Source organism: Thalassospira sp. (assembly GCF_040218635.1).
Taxonomy (GTDB): Bacteria; Pseudomonadota; Alphaproteobacteria; order Rhodospirillales; family Thalassospiraceae; genus Thalassospira.
Window position 1 is genome coordinate 92,753 of sequence record NZ_JAVJRB010000005.1, and the last position, 25,459, is coordinate 118,211.

Sequence of the window (25,459 nt, forward strand, 5' to 3'; positions counted from 1 at the left end):
CTCGCCCAATAACAATCACCTTGATCAGGTAAATCACCCAATCCAATCGAAACGCGCGGGATGCGAAATTGATCCCTGATCATACGGGAGGCCGCGATTTTTTACTGGTTACGCAATTTCAGCCGCGCAAGTTTGACCTTTGTCGGCACGCTGATTTCAGCATTGCTCGTCTGGCTAGCCGTCAGTTCGACCGGCAATCTGACCATCCGCGAGCTTGAAAATACCGGACAGGCGCGCCTGGCCCTCTATGACAGCTCCTTGCGGGCCGCAATTGATCGCTATCGCTATCTGCCCTATGTCGTTGCCCGCCATCATCAGGTCATCGAGGCCATCCTGAAACAGGGTACTGCCCACATCGCCAATCTGTATCTTCAACGGGTCAATGAACGATCCGGTGCGGCCGCGCTTTATATTCTCGACCGAACCGGGCAAACCGTCGCTTCAAGCAACTGGAACACGCCCGATAGCTTCGTGGGCGAAGATTATTCTTTCCGACCTTATTTCAGCCAATCGATTGCCGGAAGCGAAGGGTTCTTTTTTGGCATCGGTGTCACCACCGGGCGGGCTGGTTTGTTTATTTCCAATCCCATTCGTCAGGACGGCGAGGCCATCGGGGTTGTCGTTGTCAAACTTGAACTCGATGAACTTGAACAGAACTGGCAAGAAGGTGGGGAAACCGTCTTTGTCGCCGATGCCGATGGTGTCATTACCCTGACCAGTCGGGGCGACTGGAAATACCGGACGGTTTCACCCCTTTCTGATTCTGATCGTGATCGCATTGTCCGCAACCGCCAATATTCCGGCCGCGAGCTGACATCCCTTGATGTCGGGCGTCAATTGGCAAAGGGATCGGGGATCGTCACCATCAGCTCCCAACGCTTCCTGTTTGACAGCAAGCCAATCCGCGGCAGCGACTGGCGCATTTACTATCTGACCTCGATGGATCAGGTCACCGACCGTCAAGGGGCGGTCATGCTGATCGCGATCATTGGCGGCGGCATGATCATTTTGGTCATTCTGTTCTTGCGCGAACGTGAATTGAAACTGGCATCCCAACGCGAAGCCCGCGAATTCGCCCACATTCAGGCCCTTAATACCCGCCTGGAAGAAGAAATCACCGAACGCCGCAAAACCGAAGACGAATTGCGCGGCACCCAAAATGAACTGGTGCAGGCCGGGAAACTTGCCGCCCTTGGGCAAATGTCGGCCGCGATTGCGCACGAAATCAATCAGCCGATTACCGCCATCAGAACATTTTGCGCCAGTGCAAAGCTTATGATCGAACGCGGCAAAACCGAACAACTCGATCAGAATATCCGCCAGATTTCATCGCTGACCGAACGCATGGGCGCGATTACCGGCCAACTGAAAACATTCTCGCGCAAATCAACCGGCGTGCTTGAACCGGTTGATTTGAAAGTCGCCCTTGATAACGCCCTTCAGTTGCTCAGCCCGCAACTGGATGCCGAAGAATGCACCGTTGAACGCCATGAACTAAACACGCCCCTGATCGTTCATGCCGATCTGGTGCGGATTGAACAGATTTGCGTCAACATCATCCGCAATGCGCTTGATGCCATGGAAAGCAGCCCGACCAAACGCATTCGAATTGATCTGACCACAAGCGACGATGACGTTATCATGCGCATTGCCGATACAGGACAAGGCATGAATGACGAAACGCTTGCGCTTCTGTTTGATCCGTTCTTCACCACCAAAGACCCGGGGCAGGGTGTGGGATTGGGACTTTCGGTAACTTATGGCATTGTGCGGGACTTCGGCGGCACCATCAAAGCCTATAACAGTGCATCTGGTGGCGCCTGTTTTGAAGTTCGCCTGCCGCTGCTTAAAGGTAAGACAACGTGACGACCAGTAGCCAGACCAACGAACCCGATCACAAGGCCCACATCATCATTGTCGATGATGACGAAGCAATGCGCATCGCCCTGTCACAATGGCTGGAGCTGTCTGACTTTGCCGTCACAGTTTATGAAGATGCCCGCGAGGCCCTGCGCGATATCAATCCCGATTTTGCCGGTGTGATCCTGACCGATGTGAAAATGCCCCGCCTTGATGGCATCACCTTCACCAAATCGGTTCTGGCCGCCGACCCTGATATCCCCATCATCCTTATGACCGGTCATGGGGATGTGCCCATGGCGGTCGAGGCGATGAAAAGTGGCGCCTATGATTTCGTCGAAAAGCCGTTTGAGCCCACCGACATTGTCGAAAGCCTCGAACGTGCGATTGAAAAACGCCGTCTGGTCATTGAAAACCGCAATTTGCGTCGGCAAATCGCCCATCGCGGCAGCTTGGACAGCCGCCTGATCGGCAACTCTTTGCCGATGCGCGCCCTTAAGGACGAAATCGCCAATATTGCCCCGACCGAAGTCCCGGTTCTGATCTCCGGGGAAACCGGCACGGGCAAGGAACTTGTCGCGCGCGCCATCCACGATCTAAGTGATCGCCGCAACGACAAATTCGTTGCCGTCAATTGTGCCGCCATTCCCGAAGGTACTGCCGAAAGTGAACTGTTTGGCCACGAAAAGGGCGCCTTTACCGGGGCTGCAGGACAGCGCGTCGGCTGGATCGAACATGCCATTGGCGGCACATTGTTCCTGGATGAAATTTCCAGCATGCCGCTTGCTCTGCAGGCCAAAATGCTGCGTGTGATTGAACAGCGCGAAGTGGTTCGGGTCGGATCAAATGCACCGGTCAAAGTCGATTTCCGGCTGATCTGTGCGACCAACGAAGACCTGAGCGAGGCCGTCACCGCACGTCGTTTCCGCGAAGACCTGCTATTTCGCATCAACACCTTTGAACTGGCCATCGCCCCCTTGCGTGATCGCAAGGATGATGTGGCATTGCTGTTTGATATCTTTGCCGAACGGGCGGCTGAACGGTTTGAGCGTCCCTATGAACGGGTCACCCCGGCATTGACCGCCCAAATCAAAACCCACGACTGGCCGGGTAATGTGCGCGAACTTAAAAACATGGCTGAACGCTATGTTCTGCTGGTCGGAAGCCCCGAAGAACGGTTCAAACGTCTGTTTAAAGGTGGGTTTGATTCCACAACATCCGGCCCCGCCGATCTTGCCCTTGCCGATCAGGTCCGTGGTTTTGAAGAACGCGTCATTCGCGATGCCCTTGACCGCCATGACGGCAATGTCAAATCCGTGATGGAAGAACTCGACATTCCGCGCCGGACACTCAATGAAAAAATGAAAAAGCTGAATATCCGCCGCGACAAACCGGTCTAACGCCGCCACCTTGGCATCCATTATGCGGCCTCAATCGGCGGAAATCCGCCGATCAATTTCGGTAAATCGGCAAGATTATGCTGATTTGCCAAATTAGAACTTGTTAAGCATTTGATTTTTAACACTCTTTTTTATTTTCATTCTGGCATACTCATTGCACATTCGAATCCCAAAATGATAAAATGAAAAAACTAAGGGAGGATACCAATCAGCCGGCCCATCCGGGCTGCTCGATATGGCTGTATTGCAATTCACCTTTAACGAAATAAGATTTCATCAATCTGCTGGTCGCTGACTGTATTTTGCATGTCGCGCCAGCAGGGTTCTGAAACTTTCGCCGATCTTACAGACGGCTCCGTTTTAGCATTGCGCATGAAATCCAAAAACAACAGGTCATGACAAATGGCCGATACAGACCCTTAAGACCGTTTTCTTGAACGATCTTTTGATCATCTCGATTTAAAGACTGTTAACCCTAGGGAGGACTACCATGAAGCTTCGTACTCTGCTTACAGCAGCAGCCGCAGCCATGATGCTGACCGCCGCACCTGTTTCGGCACAGCAGCTTTCAATTGCAACCGGTGGTACCGGTGGCGTTTATTATCCGTATGGCGGTGGCCTTGCGGAACTGATTTCCAAATATATTGACGGTTCAAGCGCCGTTGCCGAAGTTACCGGCGCATCTGTTGAAAACATGGGCCTTGTTGCCCGTGGCGACAGCGACATTGCAATTGGTCTGGCTGACACTGTCTATGCCGGTTACACCGGCACGGGCAAATTCGAAGGCCGCACCCTTGATAACGTACGCGCACTGGCATCGATCTATCCGAATGCGGTTCAGATCGTGACCATGGCCGACAGCGGCATCAACAGCCTTTCCGATCTTAAAGGCAAACGCGTTTCTGTTGGTGCACCGGGTTCGGGTACCGAAGTTTCAGCGCAGACCCTGCTTGCTGCCAATGGCATCACCTATGATGACATCGAAGAACAGCGCCTGAACTTCAACGAAACCGCTGATGCGCTGCGCGATGGCGACATCGATGCCGGTTTCTGGAGTGTTGGCCCACCGACCAGCTCGATCCTTAACCTTGCAACAACCCGCGAGATCAAGCTGATCGCACTGACCGACGAAGAAATCGTTGCCGCACTTGATGCAGAACCGACCTTTGCACCTTATGCCCTGCGCACCGGTATCTATGACGGCGTTACGGCACCGGTTAACACCATTTCGACCCCGAACGTTCTGTTCGTAAGCGCAGAAATGGACGACGAACTGGCGTATCAGATCACCAAGACCCTGTTTGACAAGGTTGACGAACTGATCGCCATTCACCCGGCAGCCAACGACACCACCGTTGACTTCGCGCTGAACTCCACCCCGATTCCGATGCATCCGGGTGCGCTTCGTTATTACGAAGAAACGGGTTCACCGATCCCGCCGAAGCTTTATCCATGATTTTACGTGAATTTGGGCGGCCTATTATGGCCGCCCTTCTTCTCTCGATCACGGCCTGTGCTGGCCCGAACGGCCATCACGAAACAAAACCCGGAACAGTGGTCGATCATCTAGAGGTGATTGCCGCCAACGGGTCGGTTCTGGCCAGAACCGATATTCCGCGCCAAACTGGCTGGTGCCTGTATTGGAACCACTCGGTAACCGGCGACGGAGTGATCGACTGTTATGTAGACGATCTTGGCAAAATGGTTCTCCATCGCGCCTATCAACCCGACTTTGCAGCAGGTCTTGGCCATTTTCCCGGCCGCGGAATTTTGACCAGCGCAGAAGGGGGTGGATACTGGATCGAAGATATTGATGAACCCGTTCGCGGCAATGCCTATGTCTTGCGCGTCGGGAGTCTTGCCGTTGACCATCGTATCGTCACAACCGATGGTGACGAAATCTATCTTTCAAAGATGGCTGAACACACCCGTGTCACCATCCGCCTTGATACCGGGGAATAAGTTAAATGTCTGAACCGGCACCGCTACCGTCCATGGTGGACAAACTGCCACAGCCAAAAATGGTTGTCTGGGCGATTTCGATTGTTGCTGTCGCCCTGTCGCTTTTCCAGATGTATGGCGCAGGGATCGAACCACTTGGTTTGTTCTATCAACGCAGCATCCATCTTGCGTTCATTATGTTCCTGACCTTTTTGATGTTCCCGGCCTTCGGAAGCAGCAAAAAGCGCGGTGCTTTGGGGTGGCTGATTGATATCGCCTTCCTTGCCGGTGCCTTTACCACAGGGTTCTATCTGACATTCTATCTCGACGCGATTATCAACCGTGCCGGTTTCTGGAGCGAGGCCGACCTGATCATTGGCATCATCGCCACCGTCACCGTGCTTGAGGCAAGCCGTCGTGCAGTTGGCCTTGGCATGACCGTGATTGGCATTGTCGCCATCCTTTATGCCCTGTCGGGTCCGCGCGGTGCGCTGCCCTGGATTGGCGAATGGTTGCCCGGTATTCTGGCCCATCGCGGTGCAGATGTGGATCGTCTTGTTGGTCAACTTTACCTTGGTCAGGAAGGCATCTATGGCCTACCGATGGGGGTTGCTGCGACCTATATCTTCATGTTCGTGCTGTTTGGTGCGTTCCTTGAAGTCACCGGTGCTGGCAAGTTCTTTATCGACATGGCCTATGCCGCCACGGGTAGAAAACCCGGCGGCCCGGCAAAGGCCGCAGTTTTGGCATCCGCTGGCATGGGATCGATCAGTGGATCGGCCATCGCCAATGTGGTGACCACAGGTGCCTTTACCATTCCGCTGATGAAACGCCTTGGCTATCGCCCGGCACAGGCCGGTGGCATTGAAGCTGCCGCGTCAACCGGTGGCCAGATTACCCCGCCATTGATGGGTGCAGGTGCGTTTCTGATTTCCGAATATACCCAGGTGCCGTATCTCGAAATCGTCATGGTTTCGATCTTCCCGGCGATCTTGTATCTCGGCACGGTTTACCTGTTTGTCCACATCGTTGCCCTGAAAAACGGCATGAAGGGCATGCCAATTGAAGAACTGCCAAATTGGCGCGAAGTTCTCAAAGAAGGCTGGCAGTTCATCTTGCCGCTTGGCATTCTGATTTATCTGCTTGTCCTTAATATCTCGCCCATGCGCGTTGGTTTCTGGGCGATCATATCGGTGATGGCGGTTGCCGCCCTGCGCTATGCGTTGTGGTTCTTCATCGTCGCACCGCAAAATGGTCAAAAGCCAAGCCACGATGCCCTTAAACAAGCAATCTTCAAGGGCATCCACATCACCATCGCCGCCCTTGAACTTGGTGCGAAAAACGCCGTTGCCGTGTCGATGGCCTGTGCGGTTGCCGGCATCATTGTTGGTGTTGTCGGCCTGACCGGTCTTGGACTGAAATTCTCGTCAATGATGATCGCGTTTTCGGGTGGCAACATTGTTCTGGCACTCGTGCTGGTCCTGATCGCCAGCCTGATCCTTGGCATGGGCCTTCCGGTCACCGCGTCCTATATCGTTCTGATCGTTCTGGTTGGTCCAGCCCTTTCAAACGAATTTGGCATTCCGCTTCTGATCGCCCATCTGGTGGTGTTCTGGTACTCGCAGGATAGTAACGTTACACCGCCCATTGCACTGGCCGGCTTTGCCGGGGCCGCAATAGCCGGGGCCAGTCCCATGGAAACAAGTTTCCAGGCCTGGAAATTTGCCAAGGGCCTGTATCTGATCCCGGCATTCATGGTGTTCAATCCGGAAATCATCGAAGGTGGCTCGATCGAGATTGTTCTCTGGACCGGCTTTACCGCCATCCTATGTCTGGTGGCCTTTGCAGCTGCCCTTGAAGGGTATCTGTTTGCCCATATGGACATTCTATCACGGGTTCTGATCGTTCCGGCGACAATCGGTGTGTTCTATCCGGACCTGACAGCCGAAATCGCAGGCACCGTCGTCCTACTGGTTATTCTTGGCTTTAACTGGTGGAAAGGCAAAAGCAACGGCCCAACCCCGGCCGTCGCCGCCAGCTAGGCACCCTTGCCCAACACTTTCAAAAGCCCGCAGCATTGGTTGCGGGCTTTTTTCTTTGCCGATTCGCGTTTGATCACGAACCTTTACCGACCAGTTTTCCCTATCCGGGCGGGCAGTAGACCAACAGCAATTGAATCGATACATTTAACGACGCCATTCAAATCTGGATACGTCATTCCCCATGCAGTTTATTCATTTGTTGCGCCAAGCCCCAAGGCAGCTTGCCTTTGGCGTATTGCACAGTTTCGGGTCGTCCTTCGGGCAGACCTTTTTGGTCGCGCTGTTTGTGCCGTTCATCTCGGCAAGCTTGGCGCTGAATGAAACCGAGTTCGCCAATATCTATGCCGGGATCACAATCGGAAGTGCCCTTTGTCTGCCCATCGTCGGCCGCTGGATCGATAAGGTCGATATTCTGTCTTACAGCTTGGCGACAATGGTCTTGCTCGCCGTTGGCTGTTTGCTGATTTCATTTGCCACCAATGTCTGGATGCTGATTGGCGCGCTGTTTATCCTGCGTCTGGCCGGGCAAGGCCTGATGACCCATGTCAGCATGACCGGCATTGCCCGGTATTTCAGCCGCAATCGCGGGCGCGCATTGGCGATTGCCAGTTTTGGTTTTCCTTTGGCCGAAGCCATCATGCCCGCCACCCTTCTGGCGCTGATTGCGGCTTTTGGCTGGCGATATACCTATGCCGGATCAGGGGTCTTTATCCTGCTTGTTCTTATCCCCTTGGCGATCTTGTTGATCCGCGGGGATTCTAAATTCCGCAACGCCCCGACCAGATCAGGCGAGTCGGCAAAAACATCAGCCGCAAGCCAGACCGGCACGGCCGAAGACTCCACCGGCAACACCGATCAAACCGACACACCCCACCCCGCAACCGACCATCCGCGCCTGTTTAAATCGTTTTATGTCTGGCTTTGCTTGCCGATGTTGGCCGCACCGCCCCTGATCATGACCGCGCTTTTCTTCCATCAGGGTGCCATTTCCACCCATAAGGGCATTGAACTTGGCTGGTTTGCCGCGGGCTTTACCGTCTTTGCCATTACATCGGTCCTGGGTGCATTTGGCAGTGGACCTTTAATTGACAAACATTCCGCCCGACGTCTTTTCCCCTGGCATTTAATCCCGATGATGGCCGGGATAGCTGTCCTTGCCACCACCCACCAGCCCTATGTGATTTTGATCTATATGGGCTTGGTCGGCATTACGGTTGGATTCGCAACCACCTTGCGCACCGCCATCATTCCGGAACTGGTGCCCTTGGATGAAATCGGTGCTGCGCGCAGCACACTCACCGCCGTCATGGTCCTGGCATCGGCCATGGGTCCGGCGATGTATGGCTGGATGTTTGCCGCTGACATTCGCATCGAGATGATACTGATCATAACCTTGATTGTCATGGCCGTGATCACGTTGATGTCCTGGGTTTCGGAACGGCCGGGCTTTTATGTCCCGCCGGGTGTGACCCCGCAGGACGCGCAATAGATCAGATCGCGATCTATCCTGCCACCCGCGCAAAAAAATGGCCCGGAACACAAAAGTGTCCGGGCCAGTCGGGAAAACAGCGTCAAAACTTGGGAGGAAGACGCTAGATAGAAACAGTTCAATCAGCTCGCGGGAGCACCTCTTGGGGAGGAAAATCAATCGGCGCTCAACCGGCTATCAAAGCTGATCAGGCAGCACCGCCAACGGTACCGGCCGGATGTTTGATGTCGGAAACCTTGTCCGAACCTTTGAACAGGCTGCGGATGAAGGAACCTACGAACTCAGCGCGGAGCTGCTGACCTTTACGCACACCAGCTTCGATTTCGGTGGTGGAGATGTAACGGGTAGCGATTTCTTCGTAAGTGGCCATGATGACCTCCTTAAATTTCGGTGTTTGCGACAACCTCGTCGCTCTCGATGAACCCAATCTAATTTTCTTTACGGGGAAAGAGAATTACCTCAATATGCACATTACTTGTGAAGTAACGTCATAAATAGGATGCCGAGATATGGATCGCGCCGCGGAAATGGAAATCTTTGTCCATGCTGTTGAAGAAGGAAGCTTCTCCGCAGCTGCCCGGACCATGCGTCTGTCACCCTCTGCGGTGTCAAAATACATTTCCCGACTGGAAGATCGCCTTGGCGCCCGTCTCTTAATGCGCACCACCCGTCAGCTCAGCCTGACGGAAGAAGGCCGCGCCTTTTACGAACGGGCGCGCACGATCCTGACCGAGATCGAAGAAGCCGAAGAAGTCGTCACCCAGCTTTATGCCGCCCCGCGTGGGACGCTGCGCATTAACGCATCGGTGGCCTTTACCAAAATGCAGGTGGTGCCGCTGATCCCGGAATTTCTTGCCCGTTACCCCGATGTACGGATCGAGCTCACACTCGATGATAAATTCACCGATCTGGTCAACGATGGCTATGATCTGGCCATTCGCCTGTCCGCACTTGAAGATTCATCGCTGATTGCGCGTAAATATGCCGTCAACCGCCGCATGATCGTCGCATCGCCGGAATATCTCGAAAAAAATGGTATTCCCCGCGAACCGCAGGAATTGGAAAACCATAACTGTCTGCATCTGTCATCTCGCGAAAGCTTCAATGACTGGCACTTTGAAACCCCGAACGGTCACGTTGCCTTCCGGGCACAAGGATCGTTTTCCGCCAATGACGGGGACGTTCTGCACGAAGCCGTTCTGGCCGGTCTGGGCATGGCGCGGTTGGCGGAATATCTTGTCCATGAAGATATCCGCACAGGTCGCCTGACCCCGGTTCTGACCGAATATGTCCATGATCAGGCGTGGATTTCAGCGGTGTATCCGCATAAACGCCACCTGTCGCCCAAGGTCCGCGCCTTTGTTGATTTTCTGGCTGAAAAATTCACCCCGGTCCCGCCGTGGGAGCTTGGCTTCCGCGATGCCCGTGCAGTCAAACGAAACCCGGATGGCTCGACCGATACCCGGACCACGGCCAGAGACGCCGAACGTAACGCGACTTGATAGGGTTTGCCCCTTAGAAACGAAGTGCCTTTTGATAGGCGCTGAAATCAAACCGGAACTGATATTCGGATGACTTGCTAAGATCATCAAGAATGCGGCTTTCGCCAGTCCGGGCGAAGCCGCATTTTTCATAAAATCGATGCCCGGCCTCAAACCGTGTATCGGTCCACAGCATCACAGTTGCGCAATCTGGATGATTTTGCCCAAGCCACGCCAAGGCCTTGGCCATCATGCGCTGGGCCATCCCCTGCCCGCGGGTATCTTTATAAAGATAAACTTTGTGAAGTTCGGCTTCCGCAGACTGGTCGTCATATTTCACGCCGAAACAACCAACAATGCAATCCGCATCATTCACGGCGACCCAAATCCGGCCATTGGCATTTTTGAAATCATCAGCAATGGCATCAAGTTCGGGAAATTCGCCGTTGCGGTCAAACACGCACCCCGGATATTCGCCAAACACTGCGTCAATCAGGGCCGCAATCCCGTCGCCATCGGGGTTAAAGGCCGGCCGAATGGTCAGACCGTTACTGCTTCCCGAATTTGGTCTTACGACGTTCGATCCGCTCATCAGCCCAGAACCACACCCTTGGCAAGCTTGTCATAGCCGCGCAACACCGCATCGGCATCCATCACCGATTTGCCGGGGCGTTGAATGCGGGTTGGGCGCAAGGCCCCACTGCCACAGCCAATGCTAAGCGCATCATCAAGGATCTCGCCAACCGGGCCGGATTGATCGGTTACAAGGGCGGCCTGCACCTTGATCCGTTCCTTGCCCAGTTCGAAATAGGCCCCCGGCCAGGGGGTAAAGGCGCGAATTTTGCGCTCCAACGCTTCTGCATCATCGCTAAAATCAAGCTTGGCTTCGGACCGTTCCAGCTTGGCGGCATAGGTCACCCCATCTTCTGGCTGCTTGGTTGCAACCAACGCACCCTTGGGCAATTTTTCCAAGGCCTCGACAATCATTTTCCCGCCAAGTGCAGCCAAATCATCATGCAGGGCATTGGCATAGGTTTCCGCCGTAATCGGGATTTCACCGATCAGCAACATATCGCCGGTATCGAGCCCGACATCCATCTGCATAATCGTCACACCCGTTGCGTCATCCCCGGCCAAAATCGCCCGCTGGATCGGGGCCGCCCCGCGCCAACGCGGCAAAAGCGATGCGTGAATGTTCAGACAACCATATTTCGGCGCATCCAAAATCGCCTTGGGCAGGATCAGGCCATAGGCCGCAACCACCGCAACATCCAGATCAAGATCAGCAAACGCCTGCTTTTCCGCATCCGACTTAAGCGACACCGGCGTTCTGACTTCAATGCCGTGATCTTGCGCCCATGCATGCACCGGACTTGGTGTTTCCTTTTGCCCACGCCCGGCAGGACGCGGCGGTTGGGAATAAACGCACACAACATCATGCCCGCCTGCGACCAGATCCTTTAACGCCACAAGGGCAAAATCCGGGGTTCCCATAAAGGCAATGCGCAGCTTGGTCATGATTTTGGTCCATTCATCATCAGGTCGGCGGTGATTTTTGATCTTCTGCCGGCAATTTGGCGCTATCTTGATCAAATGACAAGCCAAGCCTGCACCCAAACCAGCAATTCGAGCAAATACAACGTAGACCACATCTGGCACGCCGATTGGAGCATGTCGGCCAAAGGCCGCTGGGTCGCCAAGGCCCGGCGATCCGATCACGGCTGGGTAATCCACGCGATTGAACCCGTCGGGATGCTCAATCAATTTCGCCAATCCCTATCCGATCTTGGCCGTGATCAGACCATCTGGCTTGGCCTTGATATGCCGATCGGCTTTGTCGATTTCTGGTATGATGGCGCGAATGTTAAAGACTTTAAGACACTGCTTGGCCTGCTTCACGGCGATAACTGGCAAAAATTCTTTGATGTTTGCAGCACACCCGATGAAATCACCTATCAGCGCCCCTTTTACCCGCAAAATTCCGGCATAAAGGGCAGCGTCAAGCGTGAGCATCTTTTAACCGCCCTCCACCTTACCGATTTCCGCGAATTACATCGCCGTTGCGAGCTTGCGACCATTGATCGCAATGCCGCCTGCCCGTCCTTCTGGACACTGGGTGCCAATCAGGTCGGCAAAGGCATGTTGCATGGCCTTGAAAACCTGATCATTCCCGGACAGCAAGACGGCTTTCACATCTGGCCGTTTTCCGGCAACCTTGCCACCTGCACACAACGCCCCGGTGTGACCCTGATTGAAACTTATCCCGGCGAAATCTATCGCTGGCTTAATATAAGTGAGTTGACTAAATCAAATCAGGAAAGCCGGAAAGATGCCGTCAAACAGCTTGGTGTTTATGCCGCGCAAAACGCGATTGAAATCAGCCCGGCCGTATTAACCGACATCGCATCCGGCTTTGGTCCGGAACAGGGCAAGGATGATGCCTTTGACGCGCTGGTGGGGGTGATGGGGCTGATCCGGATTGCCGATGGCAAACGCCCCGAACATCTACCGACCGATCCGACCATTACAAAGCGCGAAGGCTGGATCGTTGGCATGGATGCCGACACGATCAAACACCAGTCAAAAGACCAGACAAAATAAAAGGGCCGGAAAACCGGCCCCTCCGAATACTCAGATCGTCCATTCGGATCGTCATTCCCGCGAAGGCGAGAATCCATTACCATCTCAACAAGTTATGGATTCCGGGTCTGCGCTTCGCTCCGCCCGGAATGACGATGTTAACCGTCGTCAGAGCAAACCGAGCCGTCCGAAATCAGACGTCTCAGGCAGACTTTTTGGTTTTCTGCAGCTTCTGGACTTTTTTCAGGATCATATTGCGTTTAAGCGCGCTGAGATAATCGGTGAACAAAACCCCGTCAAGATGATCGATCTCATGCTGGATACAGGTGGCAAGCAAGCCGTCTGCTTCGATCTCGTGCTCTTTGCCATTTTCATCCAGATACCGCATGCCAACTTCGGCCGGGCGTTCGACATCGGCATATTGATCCGGGATCGACAAACAACCTTCCTGATAAACCGCCATTTCTTCCGATTCCCAGATAATTTCCGGGTTGATCATCTTCAGCGGTTTTGACTTTTCTTCTTCATCAGAAACATCCATGACCACAACGCGCTTCATCACACCGATCTGCGGTGCGGCCAGACCAATGCCCGGCGCCGCGTACATGGTTTCAAGCATGTCATCAAGAAGTTGTCTGATCTCATCATTCACGTCCGTGACCGGCTCACATTCCTTTTTCAGGCGCGGGTCTGGAACGATAAGAATTTCACGCAGGGCCATGGGTCTTTATTCCGATTTCGAACTAAATTCTGTACACAATAATAGCAAATTTCGCGCTTCGAGATAAGGTTTCCCCGCACCCAAGTCAAGCAAACTGCCCAATCGGACAGAGATATCAGTCATGCTCTATCGCGTTCGGGCTTTCATCATCTGTACCATCGGTACCCTCATCGTCCGGCCCGGCGAGCAATTCCAGCTTGGTCACATCGCGGACATGGGTTTCAGAAGGGGCTGGTTCTTCGATCATGCGATCATCGGCAACAATATGCTTTTCCTTCAATTTACGCGCAGACACCAGAACCGATCCTTCAAGCGATCCAAGCGTTTTATTGTAATTCTTGACCGTGCTTTCAAGGGATTTACCCATCAAACTGAAGTTTTTGGCAAGCGTGCCCAGGCGGTCAAACAATTGCTGGCCAATCTCGCTGATATCGCGCGCATTCTCGGCCAAGGCTTCCTGTCGCCAGCCATACGAAACGGCCTTAAGCAAACCAAGCAAGGTTGTCGGCGTCGCAAGGATCACCCCGTCGCGGAAACTGTCTTCAATCAGGCGCGGATCGCGTTCAAGGGCGGCCGAGAAGAAGCTCTCACCCGGCAAGAACAGCACAACGAATTCCGGGCTATCGACCGATTTCCAATAGGATTTTTTCGAAAGATCCGTGATCACCTTGCGCACATTGGTCACATAGGTTCCCATCAATGCTTCGCGGCGGTCATCGTCATATTTTTCGTCAATTGCTTCGAGATAGGCCGATGTCGGCGCCTTGGCATCGACAACGATGTTTTTTCCGCCCGGAAGGTGAATGACCATGTCGGGCTTTTGGACGCCTTCGTCGGTGTTGAAATGCACCTGTTCGTCAAAGTCACAATGTTTGAGCATCCCGGCCAGCTCGACAATACGTTTAAGCTGCAACTCACCCCATTTGCCCGACACCGATGAACTCGACCGAAGGGCAGAACTAAGCGTCTGGGTTTCCTTGGTCAGGCGGGTCTGGGATTGCACAAGGGTCCCGACCTGTTCGCGCAATTCGCCGTAGGCCTCTTTGCGGTTTTTTTCAAGTTCATTAACCTTGGTATCAAAGGCCTCAAGCCGTTCTCTGATCGGTTTTACGATCCCGTCAATTGCCTGCTGGCGTTTTTCAAGATCGCCCTTGGCGCCTTCCTGCAGACGCGAAAAGTTTTCCCGTGCCAGCTTCATGAACTCGTCGTTATTGACCTTAAGCGCATCGGATGACAGGGCCTTGAAACTATCAAGCAACTTGATCTTGGCGTCTTCCAGCATCGCAAGCTTTTCTGCCGCCGCTTCGCGTTCTTTTTCCAACGCGGTTTCAAGCTCCGATCCCTTTTCGCGCCAATGATCAAGCGTAACGCGAAGCTCTTTCATCTCGGTTTCAAGAACCGGGACACGGTTGGCCGTGGTTTCGGCAATGGCGCGTTTTTCAGACGTCTCGGACAACTTGTCGCGGGTCATGGCCAATTCTGAGGCCAGATCGCGCCGGGTGGCTTCGGTCTGTTCAAGCTGGGCGGCCAAAAGGGCTGTGCGCGACTCTATGTCTTTTTCGGCCGCATCCTTGACGCGCTTTACCGCCACCACACCATAGATAATCGCCGCCACAGCAACCACCAAAGCCCCTGCGCCCAAATATATCGGATCCATCATCCCACCATTCCATGATCATTTGCGTTCTTTGTATCTGTTTTGTTCCATCAAATCCACAACCGAACAGCCTAAATGTCGCGCAAGACCCGTCTGATTTTATGTCCGTGATGACTGGCAAGAACTGAAATTTCCGCTATATATCAAATAGATACTTGAAATTAGCCCCACCATCGCGCCAAAGTTGAACTTTTCTAAAACACCCATCAACCTGACTTATCGCAACACACAACACCGAAATTCGGCAAGCAACCCGCCGGTTTCCACATCGCGGCCCCCGTCTTAAGTTGTATTTCCTGAACATCTTCTGCGCACTAGCATAGGGCGCAAGCGACAGGATTACCGTTAGGGTGCTGCGTTTCCGCTACGGAACTGCTTGCATCGAAAAATGTATGATCTCTGAACCGCACCGAAATATCGCATCGGCAAAGGGCCCGTTTCTGATCTGTGTCAGAACAACAAGCCACTGTCGGATGTGAATGGAAAGACCACAGGAAACGAACAAGAGGCCACATATGTCTGCGAACGTTTATCCCGTCCCCGGCGACATCGCAAAGAGCGCCCTGATCGACAAGTCGAAATACGACGCCATGTACAAACAGTCGGTCGAAGATCCGGACGGCTTCTGGGGCGAACATGGCAAGCGCATCGACTGGATCAAGCCATACACCAAGGTCAAAAATGTCAGCTATGACGCCAAAGACCTGTACATCAAATGGTATGAAGACGGCACGCTGAACGTTTCGGCCAACTGTCTTGACCGTCATCTGGAAAAACGTGGCGATCAAACCGCCATCATTTTCGAAGGCGATGATCCCAGCGTTTCCGAACACATCACCTATCGCGATCTGTATGAGCGCACCTGCCGCTTTGCCAATGCCCTGAAATCAATGGGTGTGAGCAAAGGCGACCGCGTTGTCATCTATCTGCCGATGATCCCCGAGGCAACCGTTGCCATGCTGGCCTGTGCCCGTATCGGTGCCATCCATTCCATCGTGTTTGGCGGTTTCTCACCCGAAGCCCTTGCCGGTCGCGTTGAAGATTGTGGTGCCAAGGTTGTCATCACATCTGACGAAGGCCTGCGCGGCGGTCGTGCGGTTCCGCTTAAACGCAATGCCGACGAAGCTTTGTCGCATCCGGGTGTCAAATCGGTTGAAAAACTGGTTGTGGTCAAACGTACCGGCAAAGACGTTGCCTGGAATGATGCCCGCGACGTCTGGTATCACGAAGCCTGTGCCGCAGCGTCGCCTGATTGCCCCCCGACCGAGGTCAATGCCGAAGACCCGCTTTTCGTTCTTTATACCTCGGGCTCGACCGGCAAGCCGAAAGGCGTTCTGCATACATCGGGCGGATACCTTGTATATGCCTCGATGACCCACGAATATGTCTTTGATTACCATGATGGCGATATTTACTGGTGTACGGCCGATGTCGGCTGGGTCACCGGTCACAGCTATATCGTCTATGGCCCGCTGGCCAATGGTGCCACGACCCTGATGTTCGAAGGTGTTCCAAGCTATCCGGACGCATCGCGTTTCTGGCAGGTCTGTGAAAAGCACAAGGTCAATATTTTCTACACCGCCCCAACCGCCATCCGGGCCCTGATGCGTGAAGGCGAAAGCTGGGTCAACAAGGCCGATCTTTCAAGCTTGCGCATCCTTGGCTCGGTCGGTGAACCGATCAACCCCGAAGCCTGGGAATGGTATAACCAGCATGTCGGCAAGGGCACCTGCCCGATTGTCGATACCTGGTGGCAGACCGAAACCGGCGGCATCTTGATCACCCCGCTTCCGGGTGCGACCGATTTGAAACCGGGCTCGGCGACCCTTCCGTTCTTTGGTGTGCAGCCAGCATTGTATGACAATGAAGGCAAGGAACTTGAAGGCACGACCGACGGCAACCTTGTGATCAAGGACAGCTGGCCTGGCCAGATGCGCACGGTTTACGGCGATCATGAACGCTTTATCCAGACCTATTTCAGCACATTCGCCAATGTCTACACGACAGGCGATGGCGCGCGCCGTGATGATGATGGCTATTACTGGATCACGGGCCGTGTGGATGACGTGATCAACGTATCGGGTCACCGCATGGGGACGGCAGAAGTCGAAAGCGCACTTGTTGCTCATCCAAAAGTCGCCGAGGCCGCCGTGGTTGGCGTGCCGCACGACATTAAGGGTCAGGGCATCTATGCCTATGTCACGCTGAATGCCGACGAAGAACCAAGCGAAGAGCTGCGCCTTGAGCTGGTCAAATGGGTCCGCAAAGAAATCGGCCCGATCGCCAGCCCCGACTTCCTGCAATGGTCGCCGGGTCTTCCGAAAACCCGCTCGGGCAAAATCATGCGCCGTATCCTGCGCAAGATTGCCGCGAACGAATATGACCAGCTGGGCGATACATCGACCCTTGCCGATCCGGGCGTTGTCGATGATCTGATCGATAACCGTCAGAACCGCTAAGACGATCATCTAAGTTGATCGACACAGAAAGCCCGCCGGAATCCGGCGGGCTTTTTTATTGCTCAACCTGTGAATTGATAAAGGCGGCCCAGATATGACGCAACAGCCCACCGCTATTCACAACGCAATCGGACTAACGCCAATTTTTCCCGAAACAGTTTTTCTTCCAAGCTCACGGGCAAGTGCCACGAACGCTTTGTGTCCGGCTGGCAAGTTACGGCGTCCCGGATAATAAAGACAAAGCCCGGATAAAGGGGCCGTCCAATCCTCAAGAACGCGAACAAGTTGCCCTGATCCTATGTCAGGCAGCACATCACGTTCCAAGAAACAGCCGATCCCCACACCTTCCAAAACAGCGGCCCGGGCCAGACTTGCTTCGTCAAGCGTTACCGGGCCCTGCACGTCAATCTGCACAGCATCCCCGTCCTTTTCAAACCGCCATCTGAATATGGCCCCATCGGGCAATCTCACACGAACACATTTATGGTTCAAAAGATCAGGCGGGACCTTTGGCATGTCATGACGCTCGAAATATGCCGGTGATGCCACGATGGCATATTTTTGCACATTGCCCAGCGGTACCGCGATCATGTCACTGGGTATCAAGCCCGCGACACGCACCCCCATGTCAAAACCTTCTGCGACAACATCGACCAGCCGCCCTTCGGTGACCAAATCAATATGCATTTCGGGAAATCGTCGGAGATACTCAAAGACAAGCGGCGAGATAATTTCGCGCGCCGCAAACGGAGCCGCATTAATGCGTATTGTTCCAGAAGGTGTTTCACGCTGTGAGCGCACTTCGTCCAAGGCACCATGTATGTTCAAAAGAGCAGGCCCAACCTGATCGACGAACAACTTGCCAGCATCTGAAAGCGATACACTGCGTGTTGTGCGATTAAACAGCCGAACACCAAGACCTGCCTCAAGCTTGCCGATTGCATGGCTTAGTGCCGTTGTCGACACCCCCATATCAATAGCCGCAGCACGGAATGTTCCCCGCCTGGCAATTGCAATAACAGCATCCAGATCGTTCAGTACAACGCGATCCATTATCCTGATCCATTCAACTTGTCATCCAACATTATCCCCATTGTTGGTACAATAAATAAGGATTATCTGTCGAGTTACAAATCACCTGTAAGGAGACAGACGATGGATATGCCCGAAAGTGTAAAGGCCTATTTCGACGCCGATAAAGGCAAAGATCCGGACCTTTTGGCCAAGGTATTCTCGCCGGAAGCCGTGGTCCACGATGAGGGGGAGCGACACCAAGGATCAAGCGCAATCCGTAAATGGTGGCTGGTGGCAAAGGCAAAGTACGACCATGTTGCCGAGCCTTTCGAAACAGAAAGAAACGGCGATGAAATTTCCGTCCGGGCAAAGGTGAGCGGCCAATTCCCGAACAGTCCTGTCACGCTGAACTATGTCTTCCTTGTCAAAGGCGGCAAGGTCGTCGAGATGGGAGTGAAATGATGACAGACTTTCTTAAACTGACTGGAAAACGTGTCCTGATCACGGGTGGAACGAAGGGCGCAGGTTTTGCGACCTTCGAGCTGTTTCGCGCCCTTGGTGCTGATGTTTTAACGACAGCACGCTCTCGCCCCGAAACTTTCCCCGAGAATGCCTTTGTTGCTGCCGATCTGACAACTGAAGACGGTTGCAATGCACTAGCAAAAGCAACACGGCAGCGCCTTGGTGGCGTAGACATCATCGTTCATATGCTTGGCGGTTCATCAGCACCCGCCGGTGGATATAGCGCCCTTTCAGATGCAGATTGGCAACACGAACTGAACTTGAACCTGTTTCCCGCCGTTCGACTTGATCGGCATTTGGTTCCTGAGATGATCACGCAAGGACAGGGCGTAGTTATTCATGTGACCTCAATCCAACGAGAACTCCCGCTGCCAGACTCAACAACTGCCTATGCCGCCGCAAAGGCTGCTTTGTCGACCTATAGCAAAGCGCTTTCAAAAGAAGTCTCACCCAAAGGTGTTCGTGTTGTGCGCGTCTCACCGGGCTGGATAGAAACAGAAGCCGCCGTGCACTTGGCCGAACGCCTGGCCGAACAAGCAGGCACCGACTATGACGGTGGCAAAAAGATCATCATGGAGGCTCTTGGCGGAATACCGCTGGGTCGCCCGGCAAAACCCGACGAAGTAGCCAATCTGATTGCGTTTTTGGCATCTGATCGCGCCGGTGCGATAACCGGCACGGAATATCTCATTGATGGGGGTACTGTCCCTACAGTTTGACGGAATAAATGACGCAGAGCGTGCGTTCACCCGTGCAAACCAATTAGATCACATAACCTTCTTGTCTCGATGCTCCGGTCCGTAAGCCCCCATGCTCCTCCCCGTGGTTGTGTAAAAACTTAAATTGGTATAGGTACAGCCTGCTGCGATGCAGCACCCTCTAGGATGGATCTGCGCCCGGTCGCCATGCATGACGGCTGACGGGATTGCAGATACCACCTGATGACATTCCTGCCCCGGGGACAGCCCCGTGAATATAGTGGGCTTACGGATACGGAGATTTTCTGTGAACAGCGATTTTCTTCCGCGCTTGCGGGCTGAATGGCTTGGCAATATTCGCGGCGATGTGCTTTCGGGCCTTGTTGTGGCACTCGCCCTTATTCCAGAGGCAATTGCCTTTTCGATCATTGCCGGTGTTGATCCGAAGGTCGGGCTGTATGCCTCCTTCTCGATTGCCGTGATTACTGCAATCTTTGGCGGACGACCGGGCATGATTTCGGCCGCAACGGCCGCAACGGCTGTTTTGATGGGATCGCTTGTCCGTGAACACGGGCTTGATTATCTGTTGGCCGCAACCGTTCTTGCCGGTGTCATTCAGATGCTGGCCGGCGCGTTGCGCCTTGGCAATCTGATGCGCTTTGTGTCCAAATCGGTCATGACCGGGTTTGTCAACGCGCTCGCCATTCTGATCTTTATGGCCCAGCTGCCTGAACTGACCAATGTCAGCTACATGACCTATGTGATGGTTGCTGGTGGTCTTGCCATCATTTATCTGTTCCCGATTATCACCAAGGTCATCCCGTCACCGTTGATTTGCATCGTGGTTCTGACCGGGCTTTCGCTGTTTATCGATGCAGATTTACGCACAGTGGGCGATATGGGTGCATTGCCCGATGCCTTCCCGGCGATCTATTTCCCCGACATTCCGCTGAACCTTGATACCTTCCTGATCATTCTGCCCTATTCGGCAGCTGTGGCAGCGGTCGGTCTTCTCGAAAGTCTGATGACCGCCCAGATCGTTGATGATCTGACCGACACCACGTCGAACCGGACCCGCGAATGCTATGGTCAGGGCATTGCCAACTTCTTTACCGGCTTCATTGGCGGTATGGCAGGCTGTGCGATGATTGGTCAGTCCGTGATCAACATAAAATCAGGTGGTCGTGGTCGTCTGTCGACCTTCCTTGCCGGTATCTTCCTTCTGATCCTGATTGTGGTTCTGGGCGATCTGGTGGCGATCATTCCGATGGCCGCCCTTGTTGCCATCATGATTATGGTGTCTGTCGGGACATTTAGCTGGTCATCGATCAAGGATCTCAAACATCATCCGCGCAGCTCCTCTATCGTGATGCTGGCAACCGTGATTACTGTGGTTGGCTCGCACAATCTTGCGATTGGTGTTCTGGTCGGTGTGTTGCTTTCGGGGATCTTCTTTGCCTGGAAGATCGCGCAGATTTTCCGCATCACCAGCACACTATCGGAAGACAGCACGCACCGCACCTATGACGTTCGTGGTCAGATTTTCTTTGCATCGGTCGAAGACTTCACCAAGGCATTCGATTTCCGCGAAGCACTTGATAAAGTCACCATCGATGTCAGCCACGCGCACATTTGGGATATTTCAAGTGTTGCGGCCCTTGATATGGTCGTGCTCAAATTCCGCCGTGAAGGGGCCGAGGTCGAATTGATCGGTCTCAATGAAGCCAGCGAGACAATCGTCGATAAACTGGCCATCCACGACAAGCCCGGCGCGCTTGAACGCCTGATGGGCCACTAAGCCCACAGGGCAAGGGAAAAGGGAAACGATCAATGACACATCTGATCGCACTGATAGACGGATCAAGCTATTCGCAAAGTGTCTGTGACCTGACCCGTTGGGTTGCGGAACGCACCGATGCCTCGGTTGATTTGATGCATGTGCTGGGTCGTCGGGGCGTTGGCTCCGAATCCGCCGACCTCAGTGGCAATCTCAAACTTGGCGCACGCTCAGCCTTGCTGGCCGAACTGGCTGATCTCGATGAACAGAAGAACAAGCTTGAACTCAAACGTGGCCGTTTGCTGCTTGAAGACGCCAAGGCCGGACTTGAAAATGCAGGCCTTGCCAAGGTCGGAACCAAGCTTCGCCATGGTGATCTGATTGACAGCGTGACCGAGTTCGAAGGCGATGCTGATCTGATCCTGATTGGCAAACGCGGTGAAGCCGCCGATTTCGCCAAGCTGCATCTGGGCTCCAACCTTGAACGGGTGGTGCGCGCCGCCCACAAACCGGTTCTGGTGGCATCCCGTGCTTTCAAGCCGATCCATAAATTCCTGATCGCCTTTGATGGCGGCGAAAGTGCGATGAAGGCCGTGCGCCATATCGCATCGGGCAAGCTGTTTACCGATTTGCCCTGCACCTTGCTATGTGTTGGCAAACCGACCGACAGCCTGCAGGAAAAGCTTGATCAGGCGGCCGAAATCCTGCGCAAGGCCGGATATACAGTTGATGCCGGGTTCGCACAGGGTGAGCCCGAAGACGTCATCAAGGCCAAGATCGAAGCAGACAATATCGATCTTCTGGTCATGGGGGCCTATGGCCATTCGCGCATTCGCAACCTGATCATTGGCAGCACCACCACCGAAATGGTGCGCTCCTGTCAGGTGCCGGTGATGATGTTCCGCTAACAGCGCTCATTTCTGCAATCATCAGACAATAAAAAGCCCGGCAGATGACCTGCCGGGCTTTTGTCATACAAATACGAAATGCGTAATTAACGCAGCATGAAACGCCCGAGATTGGCGTTGATCTGACGTTCAAGTTCGCGGTCGAGATCCATCAAAATGGCAGATGTTTCTTCATAGATCGCTTGTTCGCGTTCAGATACCGACATCGATTCGGATAAGGTGCGTGACCTTTCTGCCATGGCCTGAACTTCGCCCTTCTGAACACCGTTGGCATCGAGAAGTTCAAGTTTGGCGGCAACCTTCAGATCAATCTTGTCGGACTGATCATCGGTGAAAACGCCCTTGATGCCCTTGGTGGTTTTAAGGCTGTCTGACGTGATCGATGCTTCGGTCACCGAATAGCGCAGCATATCGCTGGTGCCTGCCGTCTGAAGGCGGTCATCGGGCCAGTTCATTGCCATTTTGCCCAGGCTAAAGGGCACATCCGATGCAATCGATCCGTCCGGCGACCCGTTCCAGGCCGCGACTTTTTCAATCGGACCGGCGGCAAAAACGATCGGCGGCAAATGGCGCCATGTCACATCCGGATAGGTCGCGACCGGCCCGCTTGTGCATGCGGCCAAAAGCGCAATCGCAGCTCCGGCCAGTGCGGTACGCAAACCATTGACGGACAATAGCTTCATGACTTCAAACTCCTCTGCCACGCAGATCCATATTCAAAACAGTGTATGACTTGCCATACAAATAACGCCACCACGGCCCTTTGGTTCCATGGTGACGTTGCTTGATGATTAAGGCAAGGCTATGACAGCGCAAAAGCGTTTTAAGACCCTGAAACTTTTAGGAACTCTTGCCTTCAGTCTCGGCTCCAGCATCCGCTTCGCTTGCCTTGAACGCCCGAAGGTCTGCCTCGTTAAAGCCATATCGCGTGTTGCAGAACTGGCACGATACACCGACTTCGCCAGTATCGGCTTCGCGCATCGCCAGCAATTCTTCAAGCGGATAGCTTGCAAGCGCGCCTTCGATTTTATGACGCGAACAGCGGCATTTGAACTGAAGGGCGGCCTGTTCATAGACACGCGGTTCTTCGTCATGGAACAGACGCCAGATCAGGTCATGCGCCGAAAGCGAAATATCAACAAGCTCGGTCTCGGTCGCACTCGACATCAGAATGGTCGAACGGTTCCAGTCCTCAGATACCTTTTCGGCCTCTTCCGGGGTCGCGGCATCGCCCGATGCACTGACCGGCATGCGCTGTAAGAACAATCCACCAACCCACCAATCGGTGCCGGCTTCACCCCGGTGAACTTCGAGTTTGAAATTGGTTTCAAGCTGTTCGGACTGACGGAAATAAGATTCGGCACATTCCGCAAGCGTCTCGCCCTCAAGCGAAACAATCCCCTGATAGCGTTCATGCTCATCGCCCTGATCGACGGTAAAGGCAATATGCCCGCTGCCCATCAGTTTATGAACCTGCCCACGAAGGGCTTCTTCCCCGCCTTCTTCAGCCGCGATCATGGCAGTGAGGCGTTCTTCATCGACCCGAAGACAGGCGCGAATATTGCCATCACTATCCACATCGACCACCAGCATGCTGATCGGGCCGTCTGAGGATGTCTGAAGGGTGAACAACCCTTCATATTTCAGGGCCGACGACAAAAGAACAGCAAGACCAATGATCTCGGCCAACAGATGGTTGGCAAGTAACGGGTAACTGTGCTGACCGATGATGGTCTGCACCGTCGGGCCAAGGCGCGTAAAGCGGCCACGGATATTGGAATGATCCAGCGTGAAGGGCTGGCAAAAATCGACAGCGATCTGCATGTTCGGCTTCCGATGGTTTATGTGTTTGGGGCCGTATAACAAGACCAACCCCGGATTGTCGAGGCGCTTTCATCAAGTGCCTGACAGCATAACAAAGGGCGGCCAAAGCCGCCCTTCAAATTCGATATGCCTTATTTAGGCAGCGCAATCAGGATGGCAAGCCGTTAAAGCAGTATAGCAGAACCCCTTTCTGCGCATGCAGACGGTTTTCCGCTTCGTCAAACACCACAGACTGCGGACCATCAATTACCTCATCGGTGACTTCTTCGTTCCGGTGTGCGGGCAGGCAATGCATAAAGATCGCATCATTCTTGGCCTGTGCCATGGTTTTGGCATTGATCTGATAGGGGGCCAAGGCTTCCATGCGGGAATCATAATCTTCATCCCCCATCGAGACCCAGCAATCGGTCACGACCACATCGGCACCTTCAAGCGCGCTATCAAGATCGGTCAAACGGACTTTACCGCCTTCGGCATTGGCGGTTTCAATCAAACCCTGATTCGGGCGATATCCAACCGGGCAGGCCATATCAAGCGAGAAACCGAATTTCGGCGCGCCATGGACAAAGGATGTCAAAACGTTATTGCCATCGCCAATCCAGGCAACCTTAAGGCCTTCAAGCTTCCCCTTATGTTCCTTGATCGTCATAAGGTCGGCCATGATCTGGCACGGGTGGCTTTGATCGGTCAGGCCATTGATCACAGGCACCGTGGCATATTTTGCCAGTTCCAGAAGTTTGGATTCATCGGTGGTGCGGATCATGATGGCATCAACAAAACGCGACAAAACCCGTGCGGTATCGGCAATGGTCTCACCACGGCCAAGCTGGGTGCTATCGGAATCAAGAATAACAACATCGCCGCCAAGCTGGCGCATGCCCACTTCAAAGGAAACGCGCGTACGGGTCGATGGTTTTTCAAAAATCAGCGCAAGCGTCTTGCCTGCAAGCGGCTTGTCCCCAAACGGGGCCTTGCCTGCTTTTTCGGAATCGCCAAGGGCGATAATGTCTTGCAACGTTCCCGACGATAATTTGTCGAGATCCAGAAAATGGCGAATATCAGTCATAAGTTCGTCTTCCTTCCTGC

Annotated in this window: 22 protein-coding genes; 13 read left to right on the forward strand and 9 right to left on the reverse strand. The window is 53.8% G+C overall.

Annotation, left to right across the window (positions count from 1 at the left end; all coding sequences use genetic code 11):
• The first annotated feature begins 132 nt into the window (after positions 1–132).
• The 6 genes from RIC05_RS03905 to RIC05_RS03930 all read left to right on the forward strand — a co-directional run bounded on the left by RIC05_RS03905 (position 133) and on the right by RIC05_RS03930 (position 8,732).
• Positions 133–1,866, forward strand: coding sequence for a sensor histidine kinase (locus RIC05_RS03905; RefSeq protein ID WP_350045270.1), 1,734 nt, complete (start codon positions 133–135; stop codon positions 1,864–1,866).
• Positions 1,863–3,260, forward strand: coding sequence for a sigma-54-dependent transcriptional regulator (locus RIC05_RS03910; RefSeq protein WP_350045269.1), 1,398 nt, complete (start codon positions 1,863–1,865; stop codon positions 3,258–3,260). The genes RIC05_RS03905 and RIC05_RS03910 overlap by 4 nt, the downstream gene beginning before the upstream one ends.
• A gap of 490 nt (positions 3,261–3,750) precedes the next feature.
• Complete coding sequence (locus RIC05_RS03915; RefSeq protein ID WP_350045268.1) at positions 3,751–4,716, forward strand: TAXI family TRAP transporter solute-binding subunit; 966 nt, start codon at positions 3,751–3,753, stop codon at positions 4,714–4,716.
• 26 nt (positions 4,717–4,742) lie between these two features.
• Positions 4,743–5,222 carry a DUF1850 domain-containing protein gene (locus tag RIC05_RS03920; RefSeq protein WP_350044241.1) on the forward strand — a complete coding sequence of 160 codons (480 nt, stop codon included), beginning with the start codon at positions 4,743–4,745 and terminating at the stop codon, positions 5,220–5,222.
• A gap of 5 nt (positions 5,223–5,227) precedes the next feature.
• Complete coding sequence (locus RIC05_RS03925; protein WP_350045267.1) at positions 5,228–7,243, forward strand: TRAP transporter permease; 2,016 nt, start codon at positions 5,228–5,230, stop codon at positions 7,241–7,243.
• 181 nt (positions 7,244–7,424) lie between these two features.
• Complete coding sequence (locus RIC05_RS03930) at positions 7,425–8,732, forward strand: MFS transporter (RefSeq protein ID WP_350045266.1); 1,308 nt, start codon at positions 7,425–7,427, stop codon at positions 8,730–8,732.
• 187 nt (positions 8,733–8,919) lie between these two features.
• Here the strand turns inward: RIC05_RS03930 and RIC05_RS03935 are convergent, their stop codons facing one another.
• Positions 8,920–9,102: a hypothetical protein gene (locus RIC05_RS03935; protein ID WP_350044493.1), complete on the reverse strand. Its 183-nt coding sequence runs from the start codon at positions 9,100–9,102 to the stop codon at positions 8,920–8,922.
• Positions 9,103–9,241: 139 nt separating this feature from the next.
• Here RIC05_RS03935 and RIC05_RS03940 point away from each other — a divergent pair, with 139 nt between their 5' ends.
• Positions 9,242–10,234, forward strand: coding sequence for a LysR family transcriptional regulator (locus RIC05_RS03940; protein WP_350044492.1), 993 nt, complete (start codon positions 9,242–9,244; stop codon positions 10,232–10,234).
• Between the two features lie 13 nt (positions 10,235–10,247).
• Here RIC05_RS03940 and RIC05_RS03945 read toward each other — a convergent pair whose 3' ends face one another.
• A complete protein-coding gene (locus RIC05_RS03945; RefSeq protein ID WP_350045265.1) occupies positions 10,248–10,805 on the reverse strand; it encodes a GNAT family N-acetyltransferase in 558 nt (185 codons plus the stop codon).
• Positions 10,805–11,731: a methionyl-tRNA formyltransferase gene (fmt, locus tag RIC05_RS03950; protein ID WP_350045264.1), complete on the reverse strand. Its 927-nt coding sequence runs from the start codon at positions 11,729–11,731 to the stop codon at positions 10,805–10,807. Before fmt ends, RIC05_RS03945 begins: the two co-directional genes overlap by 1 nt.
• Before the next feature lie 153 nt (positions 11,732–11,884).
• Between fmt and RIC05_RS03955 the strand changes: the two genes are divergently transcribed.
• Complete coding sequence (locus tag RIC05_RS03955) at positions 11,885–12,814, forward strand: methyltransferase type 12 (protein ID WP_350045263.1); 930 nt, start codon at positions 11,885–11,887, stop codon at positions 12,812–12,814.
• A gap of 181 nt (positions 12,815–12,995) precedes the next feature.
• On the opposite strand, the gene def is transcribed toward RIC05_RS03955, so the two are convergent.
• Both def and RIC05_RS03965 read right to left on the reverse strand, forming a co-directional pair.
• Positions 12,996–13,514 carry a peptide deformylase gene (gene def, locus RIC05_RS03960; protein ID WP_350044488.1) on the reverse strand — a complete coding sequence of 173 codons (519 nt, stop codon included), beginning with the start codon at positions 13,512–13,514 and terminating at the stop codon, positions 12,996–12,998.
• A 115-nt stretch (positions 13,515–13,629) separates the two neighbouring features.
• Positions 13,630–15,174, reverse strand: a complete 1,545-nt coding sequence (locus RIC05_RS03965) for a DNA recombination protein RmuC (RefSeq protein WP_350045262.1) — start codon at positions 15,172–15,174, stop codon at positions 13,630–13,632.
• 512 nt (positions 15,175–15,686) lie between these two features.
• Between RIC05_RS03965 and acs the strand changes: the two genes are divergently transcribed.
• On the forward strand, positions 15,687–17,630 hold the full coding sequence (acs, locus tag RIC05_RS03970) for an acetate--CoA ligase (RefSeq protein WP_350045261.1): 1,944 nt from the start codon (positions 15,687–15,689) through the stop codon (positions 17,628–17,630).
• A 117-nt stretch (positions 17,631–17,747) separates the two neighbouring features.
• Here acs and RIC05_RS03975 read toward each other — a convergent pair whose 3' ends face one another.
• Complete coding sequence (locus tag RIC05_RS03975) at positions 17,748–18,683, reverse strand: LysR family transcriptional regulator (RefSeq protein WP_350045260.1); 936 nt, start codon at positions 18,681–18,683, stop codon at positions 17,748–17,750.
• Positions 18,684–18,785: 102 nt separating this feature from the next.
• On the opposite strand from RIC05_RS03975, the gene RIC05_RS03980 reads away from it, so the two are divergent.
• The 4 genes from RIC05_RS03980 (at position 18,786) to RIC05_RS03995 (ending at position 22,549) form a co-directional block, all read left to right on the forward strand.
• A complete protein-coding gene (locus tag RIC05_RS03980) occupies positions 18,786–19,106 on the forward strand; it encodes a nuclear transport factor 2 family protein (protein WP_350045259.1) in 321 nt (106 codons plus the stop codon).
• On the forward strand, positions 19,106–19,885 hold the full coding sequence (locus tag RIC05_RS03985) for an SDR family oxidoreductase (protein WP_350045258.1): 780 nt from the start codon (positions 19,106–19,108) through the stop codon (positions 19,883–19,885). Before RIC05_RS03980 ends, RIC05_RS03985 begins: the two co-directional genes overlap by 1 nt.
• Before the next feature lie 286 nt (positions 19,886–20,171).
• Positions 20,172–21,662, forward strand: a complete 1,491-nt coding sequence (locus tag RIC05_RS03990; protein WP_350045257.1) for a SulP family inorganic anion transporter — start codon at positions 20,172–20,174, stop codon at positions 21,660–21,662.
• A 32-nt stretch (positions 21,663–21,694) separates the two neighbouring features.
• Entirely contained in the window at positions 21,695–22,549 is an 855-nt protein-coding gene (locus RIC05_RS03995; protein WP_350045256.1) for a universal stress protein, read from the forward strand.
• 86 nt (positions 22,550–22,635) lie between these two features.
• Here the strand turns inward: RIC05_RS03995 and RIC05_RS04000 are convergent, their stop codons facing one another.
• The 3 genes from RIC05_RS04000 to argF all read right to left on the reverse strand — a co-directional run bounded on the left by RIC05_RS04000 (position 22,636) and on the right by argF (position 25,439).
• A complete protein-coding gene (locus RIC05_RS04000; protein WP_350045255.1) occupies positions 22,636–23,232 on the reverse strand; it encodes a hypothetical protein in 597 nt (198 codons plus the stop codon).
• A 157-nt stretch (positions 23,233–23,389) separates the two neighbouring features.
• A complete protein-coding gene (gene hslO, locus RIC05_RS04005; RefSeq protein WP_350045254.1) occupies positions 23,390–24,373 on the reverse strand; it encodes an Hsp33 family molecular chaperone HslO in 984 nt (327 codons plus the stop codon).
• 148 nt (positions 24,374–24,521) lie between these two features.
• Complete coding sequence (gene argF / locus RIC05_RS04010; protein WP_350045253.1) at positions 24,522–25,439, reverse strand: ornithine carbamoyltransferase; 918 nt, start codon at positions 25,437–25,439, stop codon at positions 24,522–24,524.
• Positions 25,440–25,459 lie beyond the last annotated feature (20 nt).

Excerpts from the sequence above, each read along its gene's own strand:
- RIC05_RS03915 (WP_350045268.1), top strand. The coding sequence starts at position 3,751 with ATGAAGCTTCGTACTCTGCTTACAGCAGCAGCCGCAGCCATGATGCTG.
- RIC05_RS03920 (WP_350044241.1), top strand. The coding sequence starts at position 4,743 with ATGGCCGCCCTTCTTCTCTCGATCACGGCCTGTGCTGGCCCGAACGGC.
- RIC05_RS03925 (WP_350045267.1), top strand. The coding sequence starts at position 5,228 with ATGTCTGAACCGGCACCGCTACCGTCCATGGTGGACAAACTGCCACAG.
- RIC05_RS03930 (WP_350045266.1), top strand. The coding sequence starts at position 7,425 with ATGCAGTTTATTCATTTGTTGCGCCAAGCCCCAAGGCAGCTTGCCTTT.
- RIC05_RS03935 (WP_350044493.1), bottom strand. The coding sequence starts at position 9,102 with ATGGCCACTTACGAAGAAATCGCTACCCGTTACATCTCCACCACCGAA.
- RIC05_RS03940 (WP_350044492.1), top strand. The coding sequence starts at position 9,242 with ATGGATCGCGCCGCGGAAATGGAAATCTTTGTCCATGCTGTTGAAGAA.
- RIC05_RS03945 (WP_350045265.1), bottom strand. The coding sequence starts at position 10,805 with ATGAGCGGATCGAACGTCGTAAGACCAAATTCGGGAAGCAGTAACGGT.
- fmt (WP_350045264.1), bottom strand. The coding sequence starts at position 11,731 with ATGACCAAGCTGCGCATTGCCTTTATGGGAACCCCGGATTTTGCCCTT.
- RIC05_RS03955 (WP_350045263.1), top strand. The coding sequence starts at position 11,885 with ATGTCGGCCAAAGGCCGCTGGGTCGCCAAGGCCCGGCGATCCGATCAC.
- def (WP_350044488.1), bottom strand. The coding sequence starts at position 13,514 with ATGGCCCTGCGTGAAATTCTTATCGTTCCAGACCCGCGCCTGAAAAAG.
- RIC05_RS03965 (WP_350045262.1), bottom strand. The coding sequence starts at position 15,174 with ATGATGGATCCGATATATTTGGGCGCAGGGGCTTTGGTGGTTGCTGTG.
- acs (WP_350045261.1), top strand. The coding sequence starts at position 15,687 with ATGTCTGCGAACGTTTATCCCGTCCCCGGCGACATCGCAAAGAGCGCC.
- RIC05_RS03975 (WP_350045260.1), bottom strand. The coding sequence starts at position 18,683 with ATGGATCGCGTTGTACTGAACGATCTGGATGCTGTTATTGCAATTGCC.
- RIC05_RS03980 (WP_350045259.1), top strand. The coding sequence starts at position 18,786 with ATGGATATGCCCGAAAGTGTAAAGGCCTATTTCGACGCCGATAAAGGC.
- RIC05_RS03985 (WP_350045258.1), top strand. The coding sequence starts at position 19,106 with ATGACAGACTTTCTTAAACTGACTGGAAAACGTGTCCTGATCACGGGT.
- RIC05_RS03995 (WP_350045256.1), top strand. The coding sequence starts at position 21,695 with ATGACACATCTGATCGCACTGATAGACGGATCAAGCTATTCGCAAAGT.
- RIC05_RS04000 (WP_350045255.1), bottom strand. The coding sequence starts at position 23,232 with ATGAAGCTATTGTCCGTCAATGGTTTGCGTACCGCACTGGCCGGAGCT.
- hslO (WP_350045254.1), bottom strand. The coding sequence starts at position 24,373 with ATGCAGATCGCTGTCGATTTTTGCCAGCCCTTCACGCTGGATCATTCC.
- argF (WP_350045253.1), bottom strand. The coding sequence starts at position 25,439 with ATGACTGATATTCGCCATTTTCTGGATCTCGACAAATTATCGTCGGGA.